This window comes from Paraburkholderia dipogonis, from assembly GCF_046027395.1.
GTDB lineage: Bacteria > Pseudomonadota > Gammaproteobacteria > Burkholderiales > Burkholderiaceae > Paraburkholderia > Paraburkholderia dipogonis_A.
The window spans coordinates 44874-62063 of sequence record NZ_JAQQEG010000051.1 but is presented as its reverse complement, the minus strand read 5'-3'; the positions used below and the strand labels follow the sequence as shown (position 1 = coordinate 62063).

The window sequence follows — 17190 nt, the reverse complement described above, 5'->3', positions numbered from 1 at the left end:
CCCGCCCCCCCCCCCCCCCCCCCCGGCCCCGCCGGTCGATGCCATTGTCATCGAACACAATGGCAATGCGGCGTCACATGCCGCACGTTGCGCGAGAGGCGCGTACCGCTTTTGTTTTAGTCGTTCTGCAGCTTCCACTTGCCGTCGACGATCTGCACGATCACGCGTGCGCGCTTGTCGAGGCCGTTGTGGTCGGTCGTCGTGGTGTTCATGATGCCGTGCGAGACCGGCAGCTCCTTGATGTTCTCAAGCGCGCCACGCAGTGCCACGCGGAACTGTTCCGTGCCCGGCTGGGCGGTCTTCAGCGCGACCGGAATCGCCGCTTGCAGCATCTGGCCGGCGTCCCATGCGTGGCCGCCGAACGTCGCCACCGAACCCGCGCCATACGCTTTCTCGTACGCCGCTTTGTACGCTTCCGACGACTTCTTCACCGGATTCGATGCCGGCAATTGATCCGCTACGAGGATCGGGCCGGCCGGCAGGAATTCGCCTTCGCAGTCCTTGCCGCAAACGCGCAGGAAGTCGTTGTTGGCGACGCCGTGCGTCTGGTAGACCTTGCCCTTGTAGCCGCGCTCCTTGAGCGTCTTGGCCGGCAGCGCCGACGGCGTACCCGCGCCCGCGATCAGCACTGCGTCAGGGTTCGCGCCCATCGTCTTCAGCACCTGGCCCGTCACCGATGCGTCCGTGCGGTTGAAGCGCTCGTTGGAGACGATCTTTAGATTGTGTGCCGCGGCCGCGGCGGTGAAGACATTGTTCCAGCCGTCGCCGTAGGCGTCAGCGAAGCCGATGAAGCCCACCGTCTTGACGCCGTGATGCTCCATGTAGTCGGCGATGGCGTCAGCCATCAGACTGTCGTTTTGCGGCGGTTTGAAGGCCCATGCGCGCTTCGCGTCCATCGGCGAAATGATCGCCGCCGATGCCGCCAGCGAGATCACCGGCGTCTTGCCTTCGGCAGCGGCGTCGAGCATCGCGAGCGAATTCGGCGTGACGGTCGAGCCGATGATCGCGTCGACGTGGTCTTCATCGATCAACTTGCGCGTGTTCTGCACGGCTTTGCCGGTATCGGATCCGTCGTCGAGAATGATGTACTGCACGGTCTTGCCGCCGATCTCTTTCGGCAGCAGCGCAATCGTGTTCTTTTCAGGAATCCCGAGCGATGCGGCCGGCCCCGTCGTGGAAAGCGTCACGCCAATTTTCACCTGGGCGAACGCCGCGCCCGCGCCGCACATCAACGCCATGGCGATGCCGGTGCGTACCCATTGCTTTGTCTTTTTCATTGCAAGTCTCCAAACGCTTTGAAGCGCGTATCTGTAATCCGACTCACGGGCCGGGTGTCTGAATCTAGTTATAGGGTTCAGGTGTGCCAAGCATGGTTTTCCCTGCTCAGCGCGAATACCTTTGCCGCATTGGTGCCACTCCTTGTTGACCAGAGTTGGCGCTTCAGCGCCTTACTCTGGTCCCATGCAAGATATTGCGACTGCGTACCACGACTGCAAACTGCTGCGAAATCCTGTGAACAAAACACTAACATGTTAGTAGTATTGCGTTCTGCATGATTGACGGTCAATAGACCGCAACCCAAATGCGGGTTTGTCCTGAAGCCGCGAAACCACACCTTTTCACGCGATGCGGACAATAAAAAAGACGCGTCAACTGCACGCGTCTTTTTTTAATGAAGGTCCATATCGCTTAGCCTTCGCTCAGTCGCCGGACAACTTCCACTTGCCGCCGACAATCTCCACCATCACGCGTGCCCGCTGGTCGAGACCAGCGTGGTCGTTCGCGCTCATGTTGAAGATGCCGTGCGACGCGGGCATGTCTTTGGTGCTTTCCAGCGCGGCGCGCAGTGCGTCGCGGAACGCAGGCGTGCCCGGCTGGCCCTTCTTCAAAGCCAGCGGAATCGCGCGTTGCAGCAGCAAGCCCGCGTCCCATGCGTGGCCGCCGAAGGTCGACACCGAGCCGGCGCCGTAAGCGGTTTCGTAAGCGCGCTTATAGGCGAGCGAACTCTTCTTCACTGGATTCGAATCGGGCAGTTGCTCGGCAACGAGCAACGGACCCGCCGGCAGATACGTGCCTTCGCAATCCTTGCCGCACACGCGCAGGAAGTCGTTATTGGCGACGCCATGCGTCTGATAGTACTTGCCCTTGTAGCCACGCTCCTTGAGCGTTTTCTGCGGCAGCGCGGCCGGCGTGCCGGCGCCCGCGGTCAAGACCGCATCCGGATTCTGCGACATGATCTTCAGCACCTGGCCGGTGACCGACGCGTCGTTGCGCGCGAAGCGTTCGTTCGCGACGACCTTGATCTTCGCGAGATCCGCGGCCTTGCCGAATTCCTTGAACCAGCTCTCGCCGTAAGCATCGGAGAAACCGATGAACGCGACCGTCTTCACGCCGTGATTCGACATGTGCTGTGCGATCGCAGTGGCCATGAGAATGTCGTTCTGCGGCGTCTTGAAGACCCACGCGCGCTTTGCATCCATCGGTTCGACGATGCTCGCCGCGGCGGCCATGGAGATCATGGGCGTGGAGGTTTCGGCGGCGACGTCGATCATGGCCAGCGAGTTCGGCACGACGGTCGAGCCGATCAGTGCATCCACGTGATCTTCGCTCGTGAGCTTGCGCGTGTTCTTGACGGCCTGGGTGGAATCCGTGGCGTCGTCGAGCACGATGTAATCGATCTTCTGACCTGCGACCTCTTTAGGCAGCAGCGCGATCGTGTTTTTTTCCGGAATGCCGAGCGACGCGGCCGGCCCCGTTGCCGACACGGTCACGCCGATTTTCACGTCCGCGAAAGCATGGCCGCTCCATGCCGCGCTCACTCCGGTGGCGACCAATGCCGCACTGATCCAACGCAATGCCGACTTCATCCCGCTCCTCTATCTACCCCGTCATTCATTCGAATTTAAATCCGCGGATTCAAATCCCGACCAGGCGGTCGGTGAATAGGGAGTTTAGCGGACGAAAGCCACGCGCTGCAAGCGTTTTGCAGGGTTGAGGCGTATGAAATAGAGACATGTTCGGTGAATGAAAAAGGGTCACCGAATTAGCGGGGAATTTGAATGGCGAATAACCAAAAACACAAATAAAAAGCGCTGTTGGATATCAATCCAACAGCGCTTTCGTCTGGGCACTGAGTGCCTCATTGTCTCCTCGTTCTCCACCTGCAAAATTCGTGGTGCATCAGAACTGCATGAAGATTAAACGAGCACCCTGCGTACTACAACTAGCAATTACCCTAGTGGTGCACTGCGGCACTGAATTGGGGCACGTTTGCGCGAGCCCTGTCGGGTCGGCATTCCAACTCGATCACCGTTCCAACCTCACCGCATCAAAACGGCCAAATTATATCGGACGCCGAAGCAATTGCGCCTTTCACTGTGCGTCAGGCTCGCAATGGCCGCACTCGCGCGATGATTTCGCCGACAATGCCGCGCCGGAACGCCAGCACGCACGCAATGAAAATCACGCCGGTCACAATGGTCACCGATTCGCCTAGCGAGCGGAACCACTCGACGCCCGTGGTCGTCGCCAGTGCCCCGCCGATATCGCCGAGCCGGTCCTCGAGCGCGACGATCAGCGCCGCACCGAGCAACGGTCCGAACAAGGTGCCCATGCCGCCGACGAGTGTCATCAGGATCACGAGGCCAGACATGGTCCAGTACGCGTCGCTCAACGTCTCGAACCCTTGCACCAATACCTTGAGCGAACCCGCGAGCCCCGCAATCCCCGCCGACAGAATGAACGCGAGCAGCTTGAAGCGATCCGTATCGTAGCCGAGCGACACCGCACGTGGCTCGTTTTCCTTGATGGCCACCAGCACCTGCCCGAACGGCGAATGCACGATCCGCACGATCAGCAGGAAGGCCAGCACCATCACGGCGAGCACGACAAAGTACAGCGTCACATCGGACGAGAGATCCAGCAGGCCGAACAGCTTGCCGCGCGGCACGCCTTGCAGGCCATCCTCGCCATGCGTGAACGGCGCCTGCAGGAACACGAAGTAGACCATCTGCGCGAGCGCGAGCGTGACCATCGCGAAGTAGATGCCCTGGCGGCGAATCGCGAAGATGCCCACGATCAGGCCGAGCAAGGTCGCCGCCGCAGTGCCGGCGAGCACGCCGAGCTCCGGCGAAAAGCCGAGCGTCTGGATCGCATAGCCTGTGACGTAGCCGGCCGAAGCAAGAAACATCGCGTGGCCGAACGACAGCAAACCGGTGTAGCCGATCAGCAGATTGAACGCCGCCGCGAACAGCGCAAAACACAGCACCTTCATCACGAAGAGTGGATAGATGCCGAGCACGGGCACCGCGAGAAGCACGATCAGCAGCAGACCGTAGAGCACTTTTCTCTGCATCATTTTTCCTTGCCGAAGAGACCCGCCGGGCGCACCAGCAACACCAGCGCCATGATCACGAAGACGACGGTCGCCGACGCTTCCGGGTAATACACGCGCGTCAGCCCTTCGATCACGCCGAGCAGCAAGCCGGTGAGGATCGAGCCCATGATCGAACCCATGCCGCCGATCACGACCACCGCGAATACGGTAATGATCATCGGCTGCCCCATCAGCGGCGAGACCTGAATCACCGGTGCGGCGAGCACGCCAGCAAACGCCGCGAGCGCGACGCCGAAGCCGTAGGTGAGCGTGATCATCAGCGGCACGTTGATGCCGAACGCTTCAACCAGTTTCGGGTTTTCCGTGCCGGCGCGCAGATAGGCGCCCAACCGCGTCTTCTCGATCACGAACCATGTCGCGAAACACACCACCAACGAGGCCACCACGACCCACGCGCGATAGTTCGGCAGGAACATGAAGCCGAGATTGGTTGCGCCGGAAAGCGCCGACGGCACGTCGTACGGCTGGCCGGAGGAACCGTAGATGGAACGGAACACGCCCTCCACCACCAGCGTGAGCCCGAAGGTCAGCAGGAGCCCATACAGATGGTCGAGCTTGTAGAGCCAGCGCAGCATCGAGCGTTCGATCGCCATGCCGAACAGTCCGACGATCAGCGGTGCCAGCACCAGCATCACCCAGTAAGGCAGGCCGAAATACGAAAAGCCCATCCACGCGAGCATCGCGCCCAGCATGAACAACGCGCCGTGCGCGAAATTGATCACGTTGAGCAAGCCGAAGATCACCGCCAGCCCGAGGCTCAGAATTGCGTAGAACGAGCCGTTCACGAGCCCCAGCAGCAGCTGGCTCAGCATCGCCGGTAGCGGAACGCCAAAGATTTCCATTGAAGCCTTAACCCATCGCCAAGGTGAGATCGGTCACGCACGATCCGGCCGGCGCGCGATCAGCGACAAAGCGCCGATCGCGCGCGGCATGTGAAACAGTTCGCCGTCAGCCTGTGTACCATCGCGACATCATGTATCGCCTGACAGGCGCAGCAGACAGACGGCTCTCTGGTTACGAACCAGCGTTTATTTCCACAACGCGCAGCGCGTTTCCGCCTTGGTCGTGAACGCCTGCTCGCCGGGGATCGTCGCCGTGATCTTGTAGTAATCCCACGGCTCCTTGGATTCAGCCGGCGTCTTGACCTGCATCAGGTACATGTCGTGGATCATGCTGCCGTCCTGACGGATGTAGCCCTTCGCATAGAAATCGTCGATCTTGGTCTTCTTCAGTTGTGCCATCACCTTGTCGGAGTCGGTCGAACCCACCGCCTTCACCGCGTTCAGATAGGTCATGGTCGCCGAGTAGTCGGCGGCCTGCAGGCTCGACGGCATCTTCTTCATCTTGTCGAAGTAGCGCTGCGCCCACTTGCGCGTGGTGGCGTCCTTGTTCCAGTACCAGCTGTCCGTCAGCACGAGACCTTGCGTGGTTTCCAGACCCAGGCTGTGCACGTCGTCGATGAACATCAGCAGCGCGGCGAGTTTCATCGTCTTGGTGATGCCGAATTCCTTGGCCGCCTTGATCGAGTTGATCGTGTCGCCGCCCGCGTTGGCGAGGCCCAGAATCTGCGCCTTCGACGCTTGCGCCTGCAACAGGAACGATGAGAAGTCCGACGCCGACAACGGGTGGCGCACCGCACCCAGCACCTGGCCGCCGTTCGCTTTCACCACGTCCGAGGTGTTCTTCTCGAGCGCCTTGCCGAATGCATAGTCGGCCGTCAGGAAGTACCACGTCTTGCCGCCTTGCTTCGTCACGGCCGAACCCGTGCCCTTGGCGAGCGCGGTGGTGTCGTACGCATAGTGGATCGTGTACGGCGTGCATTGCTCGTTCGTCAGATTGTCCGCGCCCGCGCCGATGCTGATGTACACCTTTTTCTTTTCGCCGGCCACGGTATTCATCGACAGACCGGTTGCCGAATTCGTGCCGCCGATCAGCAGATCGACGCCGTCGCGATCGAACCATTCGCGCGCACGCGACGCCGCGATGTCCGCCTTGTTCTGGTGGTCTGCATATACCACCGTGATCGGCTTGCCGTTGACCTTGCCGCCAAAATCCGCCACCGCCATGCGGATCGCTTCGAGTCCACCCTGCCCGTCGATATCCGCATACAGACCAGACATGTCGGTGATGAAGCCGATCTTCACAGCATCGTCAGCCGCTTGCGCGCTGCCCATCGTCAAAGCGGCCCCGGCGGCGACCGCGAAACAAAGTGTGGCAAGCCGCGCGAGTGGGTTCTTTTTCATTCCTGTCTCCTGGTTTCTTCACTTGTGGTTATCAGAGGCAATCGGGCATTTTTATACGCCCAGTAGATCGTGCAGAACAGGCATCTTGCTTTCGAGTTCACTCGCCCCGAAGTGCTCGACAATCGCGCCGTGCTCCATCACGTAGAAGCGATCTGCAAGCGGCGCGGCAAAACGGAAGTTCTGTTCGACCATCACAACGGTATAGCCCCGCGCCTTGAGTGTCATGATCATGCGCGCCAGCGCCTGCACGATAACAGGCGCGAGTCCTTCCGAGATCTCGTCGAGCAGCAGCAAGCTCGCGCCGGTGCGCAGAATGCGCGCCACCGCCAGCATCTGCTGTTCGCCGCCCGACAGCCGCGTGCCCTGGCTCATGCGGCGCTCCTGCAGATTCGGAAACATCGAATAGATTTCTTCGAGCGACATCATGTGCGCCTTGTCGCCGACGGGCGGCGGCAACAGCAGGTTTTCCTCGCACGAGAGGCTCGAAAAGATACCCCGTTCTTCCGGGCAGTAACCCACAGCGCAATGCGCGATGCGATGCGTGGGCAGATTGATGGTTTCGCGTCCGCCGATGCGGATCGAACCGGTGCGCCGTCCGGTCAGGCCCATGATGGCGCGCAGCGTGGTGGTCCGGCCCGCGCCGTTGCGCCCGAGCAGCGTAACGACTTCGCCGCGGTCCACCGTCAGATCGACGCCGTGCAGAATATGGGATTCCCCGTACCACGCCTGCAAACCCTTGATGTCCAGCGCGGGAGCGGCGTTCTCCGTCCCGGTTACGTCGAGGCTTTCGCGCTCGGCAATCGTATTCATGCGTGGGCTCCGGCGAGCGCCGCATCGGCGCTGCCCATATAGGCTTGCATCACGAGCGGGTTCTTCGACACTTCGGCGTAGCTGCCTTCGGCGAGCACTTCGCCACGTTGCAGCACCGTAATCGTGTCGGAGATGCCGGCGATCACATTCATGTTGTGCTCGACCATCAGGATGGTGCGGCCGCTCGATACTTTTTTGATCAACGCCGTCACGCGATCGACGTCTTCATGGCCCATGCCTTGCGTGGGTTCGTCGAGCAACATGAGCTCGGGCTCCATGGAGAGCGTCGTGGCAATTTCCAGCGCGCGCTTGCGGCCGTAGGAAAGTTCGACCGTCAACACATCGGCGAAATCGGTCAGTCCGACCTGAGTCAGCAGATCCATTGCGCGGTCATCGAGCTGGCGCAGCGTCCGCTCGCTCTTCCAGAAGTGAAATGCCGTGCCGAGCTGGCGCTGCAAACCGATGCGCACATTCTGCAATGCCGTCAGATGCGGAAACACAGCAGAAATCTGGAATGAGCGTATGATGCCGCGCCGCGCGATTTGCGCCGGGCGTTCGCTCGTGATGTCGATACCGTTAAAAACGATCTGACCCGCGGTGGGTTCCAGAAATTTGGTGAGCAGGTTGAAGCAGGTGGTCTTGCCTGCCCCATTCGGGCCGATTAGCGCATGGATCGAGCCACGGCGCACGCGCAGGTTCACACCGTTCACGGCGATGAAGCCTTTGAACTCACGGGTGAGGCCGCGCGTTTCGAGAATCGTATCGCCGAGAATCATGTTCCCTTCCATACGGAGTGAGGCGAAGCATTACGATCTTACGCGCGAACCGCTGCGCGACTTTTTATGACGGCGGCACCCCGTGCCGCTCGTTGGCGTGCTGCACCAATCCGGACGGTAATCCATGGGGCGGCACGCAGCATGGCTGCCATTGTCGCGCCAATGATGCAGCGCATTCATTGGGATTTGCACTTAGTGGGCAATGCCCGCCCCGCGCGGGGCTCATACGTGCGAGATGCCCGCCGCGCATTAGGGACGGGCCTCTCATGCGGCTCGTGCGCTCGCTGTCACACAGCGGACATGGAAGGCGTCGAGCTCGTTTGTGCCGCCAAACTGCCGGCCACGCGTGCACGCCGATCTTCGCGGATCATCTCGCTGGCGCGTTCGGCGATCATCAGCGTGGGCGAATTGGTGTTGCCCGAGGTGATGTTGGGCATGACAGATGCATCAACCACCCGCAGTCCGTCAACACCGATAACCCGTAGCCGGTTGTCGACCACGGCGCCGGGGTCGTCAGTCGTGCCCATGCTGCAGGTGCCGACCGGGTGAAAGATGGTCGTACCGACCGCGCCTGCGGCTTGCTGCAACTCTTCCTCGGTCTGGTACTGAATGCCCGGCAAAATTTCCTGCGGCCGGTAGCGTGCGAGCGCGGGCGCCGCAGCAATGCGGCGCGTGAGACGCAGCGCATTCGCGGCAACGTGCCGGTCGTAATCCGTGGAGAGATAGTTCGGTGCGATCAACGGCGGCGCTGAAGGGTCGGCGGATTCGATGTGAATGCTGCCGCGCGATGTGGGACGCAACTGGCACACCGACGCCGTGAACGCATTAAACCGATGCAACGGTTCGCCGAAGCGATCGAGCGAAAGCGGCTGGACGTGATATTCGAGGTCGGGTCGCGTGAGCGAGCGGTCATCCGGATCGGATTTGGCAAACGCACCAAGTTGCGACGGCGACATCGACATGGGGCCGCTTTGGAAAAACGCGTACTGCATGCCGATCAGCAGCTTGCCCCACCAATGCGCGGACGCCGTATTCAGCGTGCGGACGCCGTCGACTTTGTAGGCCATGCGCAATTGCAAATGGTCCTGCAGATTTTCGCCCACGCCACGCAGATCGTTGACAACCTCGATGCCCAAATTCTGCAGACGTGCGCCATTGCCGATGCCAGACAGTTCGAGCAATTGCGGTGAGTTGACCGCGCCCGAACTGAGGATGACTTCGCAGCGAGCCTTGGCCAGATAGTCCGTGTTGTCGCCGCGATATTCGACGCCTGTGCAACGGCGTCCTTCGAATACGACGCGCTGCGTGTGCGCGCCAGTGATCACGGTAAGATTCGGCCGCTTGAGTGCGGGGCGCAAAAACGCCTTCGATGCGTTCCAGCGAATGCCGCGTTTCTGATTGACGTCGAAGTAGCCGACACCGGTGTTGTCACCGCGGTTGAAGTCTTCGGTGGCGGGAATGCCGGTCTCTTGCGCGGCGCGCGAAAACTCTTCGAGAATTTTCCATTTCAACCGCTGTTTCTCGACGCGCCACGGTCCGCCCGCGCCATGCGATTCGGTCGCGCCGGCATGGTGATCTTCGCTGCGTTTGAAGACCGGCAGCACTGAGTTCCAGGACCAGGACGGGTCGTTGGTGACGCGCGCCCATTCATCGTAGTCTTCGCGCTGACCGCGCATGTAGATCATGCCGTTGATGGAGGAACTGCCGCCTAAAACGCGTCCGCGCGGGTACGAAAGCGAGCGGCCATTGAGGCCTGCTTCCGCCTGCGTTTTATAAAGCCAGTCCGTGCGAGGATTGCCGATGCAATAGAGGTAGCCGACCGGTACGTGAATCCAGTGGTAATCGTCCTTGCCGCCGGCTTCGAGCAGCAGTACCTGCACGTCCGGATCCTGGGTGAGGCGATTAGCCAGCACACAACCCGCTGTCCCCGCGCCCACGATGATGTAATCGAATTCGCCTTCGAGACGCCGGGCCGCGGACGTCGTGTCGGTATGGCTCATTGTTCAGTCTCCTAAGCTTTTTTGCCGATTAGTCGCCTGGTTGTCATGCGACTTCGGCGTCGGGCTCTATTTGTGTTTTCTGCCTATACGGCGCGCGTTTTTACTACGACCTTCGACAGGCAACCAGAAGCGCTGCCTGCCGAAGGCAATCACCTCACACTACTTAGCCACCGGCATCGTAAACTCAGCACCCTTGGCGATACTGTCGGGCCAGCGCTGCATGATGCTCTTGTAGCGCGTGTAGAACCGCACGCCTTCTTCACCATACGCATGGTGATCGCCGAACAGCGACTTCTTCCAGCCACCAAACGAATGCCATGCCATCGGCACGGGAATCGGCACGTTGATGCCCACCATGCCGATTTGAATCTGCCGCGAGAAAGCGCGCGCGACGCCGCCATCGGACGTAAACAACGACACGCCGTTAGCAAACTCGTTGGCGTTGATCAGGTCCACCGCGGAAGCAAAATCCGGCACGCGCACCACACAGAGCACGGGTCCGAAAATCTCCTCGCGATAAATCTTCATATCGGTCGAAACATTGTCGAACAGCGTGCCGCCAAGAAAGAAACCCTTCTCATGACCGCTGACCTGATGGCCTCGTCCATCGACAACCAGCTTCGCGCCCGACGCGACACCGGAGTCGATATAGCCGACCACTTTCTCGCGATGCACCGCCGTCACCAACGGTCCCATCTCGGCATCCGATTCCATGCCGTTGAGAATCTTCAAACTCTTCACGCGCGGTGTGAGCCGCTCAATCAGCTCATCGGCAATATGTCCCACCGCGACGGCCACCGAAATCGCCATGCAACGCTCGCCCGCCGAACCGTACGCCGCGCCGATCAAGGCATCGACGGCCTGATCGAGATCCGCGTCCGGCATCACCACCAGATGATTCTTTGCTCCGCCCAAAGCCTGGACGCGCTTGCCGTGCTTCGTGCCTTCCGTGTAGATGTATTCGGCGATCGGCGTCGAACCGACGAATGACAATGCGCTGACATCCGGATGCACCAGCAGCGCATCGACGGCGACCTTGTCGCCGTGCACAACGTTGAACACGCCGTCCGGCAAGCCGGCCTCCTTCAGCAATTCCGCGAGACGGTTCGAACACGACGGATCGCGCTCCGACGGCTTCAGCACGAACGTGTTGCCGCATGCAATCGCGACCGGGAACATCCAGCACGGCACCATCATCGGGAAATTGAACGGCGTAATGCCGGCGACCACGCCGAGCGGCTGACGCAGATTCCAGTTGTCGATGCCGCCGCCGATCTGATCGGTGAAGTCGCTTTTCAACAGATTCGGAATGCCGCACGCGAACTCGACGATCTCGATGCCGCGCATCACCTCGCCCTTCGCGTCGGAAAACACCTTGCCGTGCTCACGTGTGATGAGTTCCGCGAGTTCGTCGTGGTGACGGTCGAGCAGTTCCTTGAACTTGAACAGGACACGTGCCCGCTTGATCGGCGCGGTTTCACTCCACGCGGGAAAGGCGGCCCGGGCTGCGGCGACGGCGGCATCCACCTCGGCGACGCTCGCTAGCGGCACACGCGCGCTCACGCTGCCTTGCGCGGGATTGAAGACGTCGCCGAAACGGCCGCTCGTGCCTTCGAGGGTCTTGCCGTTGATGAAATGGGTCAGTGCACGGGCGCTGGTCGCGCTGCGCTGAGTTTCGTCCTGATATGTCTCGCTCATGGTGTCCTCTTTCCTGTGAAGTCGTCTGCCCGGCGCCCGCGGCGTGATAAAGGCGTGCTGAAGGTGAAGCGTACGGCGCTTCGGGTCGACAAATCCAATGAGTAATGCTCAACTGCGCTATAAGGCGCGCTAATATCAGGATATGGATCTGACTCTGCTCCGGGCGTTCGTCACCGTGGCACGCGAGGGCAACCTCACGCGTGCCGCGGTGCAGCTTCACCTGACCCAACCCGCCGTCAGCCTGCAAATCAAGCATTTGCAGGAGACGCTCGGCGTGACGCTGTTCACGCGAACTTCGCACGGACTCTCGCTCACACGCGATGGACAGGCGCTGCTGCCCCACGCCGAACGCGCGCTCGGCGCGGCGAACGACGTGCAGCGAGCGGCGCAATCTCTGCGTCACGAAGTGCGCGGACGACTGCGGATCGGCACGATCCTCGACCCGGCGTTTCTGCGCTTGGGCGGCTTTCTCAAGCAACTCGTGGAGACCTGGCCGCACATCGAGACGGCCTTGCGCCACGGCATGTCGGGCTGGGTACTGGAGCAGGTTCGCGCGGGCGAGCTGGATGTCGGCTACTACATCGGCCTTCCGTCCGAAGACGAACCGCGCGACGGCCCCGCTTTTCATGCGGTCACGCTGACTCATTTCCAGTACCGCGTGCTCGCCCCGGCCGGCTGGAAAGACCGCGTCAAGGGCGCGCGCGACTGGCGTTCGCTCGCGGCGCTGCCGTGGATCTGGACGCCGCCCGCGTCGGCGCATAACCGGTTGTTGTCGCGCTGCTTCGACGAGGCCGGTGTGAAACCGGTCAAGGTGGCGGAAGTGGATCAGGAGCCGTCGATGCTCGACCTGGTCAAATCGGGCGTCGGTCTCACGCTCGCACGCGACGCCACCGCGATAGCCGAAGCGCATGCGCACGCGTTGACCATCGTCGAAGGTGTCACCGTGCCGACTCAGCTCAGCTTTATCACGCTCGCGCAGCGCAAGGAAGAACCGGCGATTGCCGCGGCGTTGAAGTTGATCGAGCAGCAGTGGGCGACTTGAGGCGCAAGTGACCGGTGTTGCGTAGGGCACGAGAACACGCGTACGCAAAGGAACGCGATATGAGTCGCTCTCATGACACGCCCAAACAATGCGGTCCTCCTGGCGATCTCCTTGCGCAGCACCTTCGCCAGCGCCCCGATCGCGGAATGCGGACGCCCGCCCCGACCTCCAGCTCCGCATCTGAAACCACACCGTCACGCAGTTTTTGTTAGATTGAGGGTTCGCGCTCACGCGCCCGCTCCGCATCCTTTTCCGTTCCACTTGATTTGTCCTTCCCGGCAGCTTCGCCCCGGCAACACCGGAAGCCGCCGACCACTCCATCCTTCGACAGGAGCCTGACATGGCACGCAACATTGAAATCAAAGCCCGCGCCCAGCATTTCGAGCAACTCCGCGAACGCGCGGCGCAGCTCGCGCCGGACGCGCCGCTGATCTTCCGCCAGCAGGACTTTTTCTACGACGTGCCGCGCGGCCGCCTGAAGCTGCGCCAGTTCGACGACGGCACGCCGGCCGAGCTGATCTTCTATCAGCGTGACGACCGTGACGGCCCCAAGGCGTCGTATTACACGCGCAGCCCGGTGACCAACCCGGAAGCCATGCACGCGCTGCTCGCCACCGCGCTGACCACGCGCGGCATCGTCACCAAGGAACGGCATGTGTATCTGACCGGCCGGACGCGGATCCATCTGGACCGGGTCGACGGTCTCGGCGACTTCGTGGAACTCGAAGTGCTGCTCGCCCAGGACGACGACGAAGAAGGCGGCCACGCCGAAGCGCATGCGATGTTCGCCACACTCGGCGTGCTGGAATCGGATCTGGTGGCAGTGGCCTACGTCGATTTGCTGAGCCCGGACAGCGAGCCGAAGCAAGCGGCTTAAGACTGAGGCAATACAAGGCCGCGGACAGAGTCAGCGCGGCCGGTGCCGCATCCCTCTACTGCCGTCGCATCAAGCGGCAGCGGTCCCCGGCGACAGATGGCCCAGCGGCAAAGGGCCATTGCGCTTGAAGGTGGTGAGCACGATATTCGAACGCACGCTATCGACGCCCGGCACACGCATCAGCTTCTTCATCACGAACGTCGACAGATAATTCAGATCGGGCGCGACGATGCGCAACAGATAGTCGGCGTCGCCCACCACGGCATGACACTCCAGCACTTCAGGCAGCACATCGATCTGTTGCTGGAATTGCTCGATGATCGAATCGCCGTGGTGCTTCAACTTCAGACTGGTAAACGCGGTGACACCGAGCCCGAGCTTTTCCGGCCGCAGCACGACGCGATAGCCGTCCACCACGCCCACCTGCTCCAGGCGCTGCAAACGCCGTCCAATCTGCGACGGTGACAGCGGCACCTGCTCGGCCAGTTGCTGATGCGTCGCCCGGCCGAAGCGCTGAAGCACGTCCAGCAGCGCAAGATCGAAGTGATCCAAGTCGAACATGTCGAATATCCGCATTAAATGATCTGTTGATGCACGATTATTGCATATCCGCACTATAAACCGCCATCATTGCGCCCTTTCCGCACTTACGCCGCTCTACACTTGCATCACCGATTTACATCACCCGTCATCGTAGAGCGCAGCATCATGTCCACGGCCAACACCGCCAACACCGCCAAGCTGAAAGAGCAATTCGACGCCGGCCTCGAAACCCGCGCCGATTTCACCATCGATCAACCGACCGAACGCTACGGCGCGGTCGACCACGCGGTATGGCAACAGCTTTACGCGCGCCAGACGGCGCTGCTCAAAGGACGCGTTTGTGACGAGTTTCTGGCCGGCGTCGACACCATCGGCATGCCGGCCGACCGCGTGCCCTCGTTCGACGAGATCAACGCGAAGCTCACGCCCGCCACCGGCTGGCAGATCGTCGCGGTGCCGGGCCTCGTGCCGGACCAGGTGTTCTTCGAGCATCTGGCGAATCGCCGCTTTCCCGTGACGTGGTGGATGCGCCGGCCGGATCAGCTCGACTATCTGCAGGAACCGGACTGTTTTCACGATCTGTTCGGCCACGTGCCGCTGCTGATCAACCCGGTATTCGCGAACTACATGCACGCATATGGCCGCGCCGCGCTCGCCGCCCACGACGCCGGCGCCCTGCCGCTGCTCGCGCGTCTCTATTGGTACACAGTGGAGTTCGGCCTGATCCGCGACGCGGCGAGTCCGAACGGCGTGAAAATCTACGGCGCGGGCATCGTGTCGAGCAAGGGCGAAACGCTCTACAGTCAGCAAAGCACCGCGCCGAACCGTCTTGGCTTCGACCTCGAACGCGTGATGCGCACTCGCTACCGTATCGACACGTTCCAGAAAACCTACTTCGTGATCGACGACTTCGCGCAGCTGTTCAACGTGGCGCAAACCGATTTCGCGCCGCTGCTGGCCAGGCTCGCCGCCGAACCGGCATTCACGGCCGGCGACGTCCTCGAGCACGATCGCGTCATCACGCGCGGCTCACAGGAAGGCTGGCTGGCCGACGGCGATATCTGAAAAGCAACGCCAACCGGGTCTTCTGCGGGCGGGCGGCATCCGTGAAAAAATAGCGGATGCGCACGCCCACCGGCGTGCCTGTTCAGATCAAATGAGGTAGCACCATGGTTCAGAAACTGACTTCCGAAGAACGCGCCACGCAGATCGCCGCCTTGCAAGGCTGGCAAGCCACGACGGGCCGCGAGGCGATCCAGCGCCAGTTCAAATTCGCCGACTTCAACGAAGCATTCGGCTTCATGACGCGCGTGGCGATCAAGGCGCAGGAAATGGATCACCACCCGGAATGGTTCAACGTGTACAACAAGGTGGAGATCACGCTGTCCACGCATGAAGCCGGCGGCTTGACCGAGCGCGACATCAAATTGGCGACATTTATCGACAGTATTACGGCGTAATACAGACGAACAAGTGCGTCTCAGGCGTGTTTATGCGCTGAACATTGAATAATTGGGCGGTAATGAAAGGGCATTGCAGGTAATCCCTTGTCCAAACCTTCAGTTCTACAGGCTATTCTTAAGGTGCACGTAAGAATCCCACGCTTGCCTGGCAATGCCGTCTAAACGATCCGGTGATAGCGTGTGCTGACGCTGTACAATCATCAGCGCATACGGCTTGGAGAGCGCGCTTGCCTCCTTGCACAGTACGAGTTCGTCGCCGCTCGAAGGTGAGCGGGCGCGCCAGAAGTTGATCGCGGCTTCCAGTTCGTGAATGCTTATCTCGGACATGACTTCGTGATCGCTCTTAAGCAAACGCCGGGCCGTCCCAGGTTTTCTTGCCCCTGTGGGGACTGGCGCGATGCGACAGGTCTGAGGGCGCCAGGTAGGCGCTTCAAGGCCGCTCGATGCCTGCTTCGTGGCTGCTTCGTGCCAGTTCGGTACGGCCACGCCGCACGCTGCTGTGCAGCAGGCGCCCCGGCGAACCGCTTGCCCAAACGCCTAACCCATTGTACTTGAGCGAAATCCATGCGACTCCTTCTGATCGAAGATGACCGCCCCATCGCACGCGGCATCCAAAGCAGTCTCGAACAAGCCGGCTTCACCGTCGACATGGTCCACGACGGCATTTTCGCCGAACAGGCCCTCACGCAAAATCGCCATGAGCTGGTGATCCTCGATCTGGGTTTGCCCGGCATCGACGGCATGACGCTGCTCTCGCGCTTCCGTCAGAGCAATCGTCACACGCCGGTGATCATCCTCACCGCGCGCGACGAGCTCAACGACCGCGTGCAAGGCCTGAATTCCGGCGCCGACGACTACATGCTGAAGCCGTTCGAACCCACCGAACTCGAAGCGCGCATCCGCGCGGTCATGCGCCGCAGCGGTCCGCACGGCGATATGCCGCGTCCGGAGGTGTCGCTGGGCGGTGTCCGCCTGTCGGGCGTCGATCGCCGCATTTTCAACGACGACAAGCCGCTCGAACTCTCGCCGCGTGAATTCGCGGTGCTCGAAATGCTGCTGTTGCGTCATGGCCGCGTGGTCAGCAAGGCGCAGCTGCAAGACCATCTGACGCATTTCGGCGGCGATCTCGGCGACACGGCGATCGAGGTCTACGTGCACCGGGTCCGTAAAAAGCTCGAAAACTGCCGTGTCGAAATCGTCACGGTGCGCGGCTTCGGTTATCTGTTGCAGGAAATCCGTCAGGCCGCATAATCGTCGTGAAGGCCGCACGTTGCGTTGCGGCCTGACGGCGCCGGGCCGGCGCCGCGCACTCGGTGCGCAATTCGCCGGCATCCGGCGAAAT

16 protein-coding genes are annotated in these 17190 nt (G+C 61.3%); 5 read left to right on the top strand and 11 right to left on the bottom strand.

Annotated elements, in window-relative coordinates; translation table 11 throughout:
• Positions 1 to 116: 116 nt before the first annotated feature.
• The 9 genes from PQR32_RS36500 to PQR32_RS36460 form a co-directional block, all read right to left on the bottom strand.
• Complete coding sequence (locus PQR32_RS36500; RefSeq protein ID WP_408239072.1) at positions 117 to 1277, bottom strand: ABC transporter substrate-binding protein; 1161 nt, start codon at positions 1275 to 1277, stop codon at positions 117 to 119.
• Between the two features lie 423 nt (positions 1278 to 1700).
• Positions 1701 to 2867, bottom strand: coding sequence for an ABC transporter substrate-binding protein (locus tag PQR32_RS36495; RefSeq protein WP_408239069.1), 1167 nt, complete (start codon positions 2865 to 2867; stop codon positions 1701 to 1703).
• A gap of 515 nt (positions 2868 to 3382) precedes the next feature.
• On the bottom strand, positions 3383 to 4354 hold the full coding sequence (locus tag PQR32_RS36490) for a branched-chain amino acid ABC transporter permease (protein ID WP_408239076.1): 972 nt from the start codon (positions 4352 to 4354) through the stop codon (positions 3383 to 3385).
• A complete protein-coding gene (locus PQR32_RS36485; protein ID WP_408207035.1) occupies positions 4354 to 5238 on the bottom strand; it encodes a branched-chain amino acid ABC transporter permease in 885 nt (294 codons plus the stop codon). Before PQR32_RS36485 ends, PQR32_RS36490 begins: the two co-directional genes overlap by 1 nt.
• Before the next feature lie 186 nt (positions 5239 to 5424).
• Positions 5425 to 6639 (bottom strand): ABC transporter substrate-binding protein, encoded by a 1215-nt coding sequence (locus tag PQR32_RS36480; RefSeq protein ID WP_408239065.1) that lies wholly within the window; start codon positions 6637 to 6639, stop codon positions 5425 to 5427.
• Between the two features lie 51 nt (positions 6640 to 6690).
• The gene (locus tag PQR32_RS36475; RefSeq protein WP_408239062.1) at positions 6691 to 7449 is read right to left on the bottom strand and encodes an ABC transporter ATP-binding protein; all 759 of its coding nucleotides are present in this window, start codon (positions 7447 to 7449) and stop codon (positions 6691 to 6693) included.
• On the bottom strand, positions 7446 to 8225 hold the full coding sequence (locus PQR32_RS36470) for an ABC transporter ATP-binding protein (RefSeq protein ID WP_132376519.1): 780 nt from the start codon (positions 8223 to 8225) through the stop codon (positions 7446 to 7448). The genes PQR32_RS36475 and PQR32_RS36470 overlap by 4 nt, the downstream gene beginning before the upstream one ends.
• Positions 8226 to 8512: 287 nt before the next feature.
• Entirely contained in the window at positions 8513 to 10225 is a 1713-nt protein-coding gene (locus PQR32_RS36465) for a GMC family oxidoreductase (protein ID WP_408239060.1), read from the bottom strand.
• 159 nt (positions 10226 to 10384) lie between these two features.
• Positions 10385 to 11923: a CoA-acylating methylmalonate-semialdehyde dehydrogenase gene (locus PQR32_RS36460; protein WP_408239057.1), complete on the bottom strand. Its 1539-nt coding sequence runs from the start codon at positions 11921 to 11923 to the stop codon at positions 10385 to 10387.
• A 142-nt stretch (positions 11924 to 12065) separates the two neighbouring features.
• Here PQR32_RS36460 and PQR32_RS36455 point away from each other — a divergent pair, with 142 nt between their 5' ends.
• Together PQR32_RS36455 and PQR32_RS36450 are read left to right on the top strand one after the other, a co-directional pair.
• Positions 12066 to 12965, top strand: coding sequence for a LysR family transcriptional regulator (locus PQR32_RS36455; protein ID WP_408239054.1), 900 nt, complete (start codon positions 12066 to 12068; stop codon positions 12963 to 12965).
• Positions 12966 to 13305: 340 nt separating this feature from the next.
• The gene (locus PQR32_RS36450; RefSeq protein WP_408239051.1) at positions 13306 to 13842 is read left to right on the top strand and encodes a class IV adenylate cyclase; all 537 of its coding nucleotides are present in this window, start codon (positions 13306 to 13308) and stop codon (positions 13840 to 13842) included.
• A gap of 69 nt (positions 13843 to 13911) precedes the next feature.
• Here PQR32_RS36450 and PQR32_RS36445 read toward each other — a convergent pair whose 3' ends face one another.
• Positions 13912 to 14403: an Lrp/AsnC family transcriptional regulator gene (locus PQR32_RS36445; RefSeq protein ID WP_132376515.1), complete on the bottom strand. Its 492-nt coding sequence runs from the start codon at positions 14401 to 14403 to the stop codon at positions 13912 to 13914.
• Positions 14404 to 14550: 147 nt separating this feature from the next.
• On the opposite strand from PQR32_RS36445, the gene phhA reads away from it, so the two are divergent.
• Both phhA and PQR32_RS36435 read left to right on the top strand, forming a co-directional pair.
• Positions 14551 to 15450, top strand: a complete 900-nt coding sequence (phhA, locus tag PQR32_RS36440) for a phenylalanine 4-monooxygenase (RefSeq protein WP_408239048.1) — start codon at positions 14551 to 14553, stop codon at positions 15448 to 15450.
• A 104-nt stretch (positions 15451 to 15554) separates the two neighbouring features.
• Positions 15555 to 15845, top strand: coding sequence for a 4a-hydroxytetrahydrobiopterin dehydratase (locus tag PQR32_RS36435; RefSeq protein WP_408239045.1), 291 nt, complete (start codon positions 15555 to 15557; stop codon positions 15843 to 15845).
• A gap of 105 nt (positions 15846 to 15950) precedes the next feature.
• On the opposite strand, the gene PQR32_RS36430 is transcribed toward PQR32_RS36435, so the two are convergent.
• Positions 15951 to 16175: a DUF3717 domain-containing protein gene (locus tag PQR32_RS36430; protein WP_012434827.1), complete on the bottom strand. Its 225-nt coding sequence runs from the start codon at positions 16173 to 16175 to the stop codon at positions 15951 to 15953.
• Between the two features lie 237 nt (positions 16176 to 16412).
• Here PQR32_RS36430 and PQR32_RS36425 point away from each other — a divergent pair, with 237 nt between their 5' ends.
• A complete protein-coding gene (locus PQR32_RS36425; protein ID WP_013590077.1) occupies positions 16413 to 17099 on the top strand; it encodes a response regulator in 687 nt (228 codons plus the stop codon).
• Positions 17100 to 17190: the final 91 nt, after the last annotated feature.

Bases quoted from the DNA above. Each gene is read 5' to 3' on its own strand.
- PQR32_RS36500 (WP_408239072.1), bottom strand. From the start codon at position 1,277: ATGAAAAAGACAAAGCAATGGGTACGCACCGGCATCGCCATGGCGTTG.
- PQR32_RS36495 (WP_408239069.1), bottom strand. From the start codon at position 2,867: ATGAAGTCGGCATTGCGTTGGATCAGTGCGGCATTGGTCGCCACCGGA.
- PQR32_RS36490 (WP_408239076.1), bottom strand. From the start codon at position 4,354: ATGCAGAGAAAAGTGCTCTACGGTCTGCTGCTGATCGTGCTTCTCGCG.
- PQR32_RS36485 (WP_408207035.1), bottom strand. From the start codon at position 5,238: ATGGAAATCTTTGGCGTTCCGCTACCGGCGATGCTGAGCCAGCTGCTG.
- PQR32_RS36480 (WP_408239065.1), bottom strand. From the start codon at position 6,639: ATGAAAAAGAACCCACTCGCGCGGCTTGCCACACTTTGTTTCGCGGTC.
- PQR32_RS36475 (WP_408239062.1), bottom strand. From the start codon at position 7,449: ATGAATACGATTGCCGAGCGCGAAAGCCTCGACGTAACCGGGACGGAG.
- PQR32_RS36470 (WP_132376519.1), bottom strand. From the start codon at position 8,225: ATGATTCTCGGCGATACGATTCTCGAAACGCGCGGCCTCACCCGTGAG.
- PQR32_RS36465 (WP_408239060.1), bottom strand. From the start codon at position 10,225: ATGAGCCATACCGACACGACGTCCGCGGCCCGGCGTCTCGAAGGCGAA.
- PQR32_RS36460 (WP_408239057.1), bottom strand. From the start codon at position 11,923: ATGAGCGAGACATATCAGGACGAAACTCAGCGCAGCGCGACCAGCGCC.
- PQR32_RS36455 (WP_408239054.1), top strand. From the start codon at position 12,066: ATGGATCTGACTCTGCTCCGGGCGTTCGTCACCGTGGCACGCGAGGGC.
- PQR32_RS36450 (WP_408239051.1), top strand. From the start codon at position 13,306: ATGGCACGCAACATTGAAATCAAAGCCCGCGCCCAGCATTTCGAGCAA.
- PQR32_RS36445 (WP_132376515.1), bottom strand. From the start codon at position 14,403: ATGTTCGACTTGGATCACTTCGATCTTGCGCTGCTGGACGTGCTTCAG.
- phhA (WP_408239048.1), top strand. From the start codon at position 14,551: ATGTCCACGGCCAACACCGCCAACACCGCCAAGCTGAAAGAGCAATTC.
- PQR32_RS36435 (WP_408239045.1), top strand. From the start codon at position 15,555: ATGGTTCAGAAACTGACTTCCGAAGAACGCGCCACGCAGATCGCCGCC.
- PQR32_RS36430 (WP_012434827.1), bottom strand. From the start codon at position 16,175: ATGTCCGAGATAAGCATTCACGAACTGGAAGCCGCGATCAACTTCTGG.
- PQR32_RS36425 (WP_013590077.1), top strand. From the start codon at position 16,413: ATGCGACTCCTTCTGATCGAAGATGACCGCCCCATCGCACGCGGCATC.